Here is a 212-nt window from a genome sequence, read left to right on the forward strand (position 1 = left end):
GCAGTTCGATGCCACAGGCCGCCAGTCTTTTCCTCCCCACGGATCTTGAGGATGTCAGTAGAACGAAGAAGCTTGCGGGAAGCGATCTAAGCGCGCTTCACGCCGTCGCAGACTGGATCAAGACCTTCGTGGCCAGGCCTCACAAGGATCTCGGCCGCGCTGGACCTGTGTGCCCGTTCGTGCCTCGGGCCGATGAACTTAAAACACTTTGG

At 59.0% G+C, this 212-nt stretch carries 1 protein-coding gene; it reads left to right on the forward strand.

What is annotated here, in order from left to right:
- Positions 1-8 precede the first annotated feature (8 nt).
- On the forward strand, positions 9-212 hold a 204-nt coding region (locus NMG80_RS37175), incomplete at its 3' end, for a DUF6875 domain-containing protein (protein ID WP_367185907.1).

This window comes from Mesorhizobium escarrei, from assembly GCF_935825525.1.
GTDB classification, from domain to species: Bacteria; Pseudomonadota; Alphaproteobacteria; order Rhizobiales; family Rhizobiaceae; genus Mesorhizobium; species Mesorhizobium escarrei.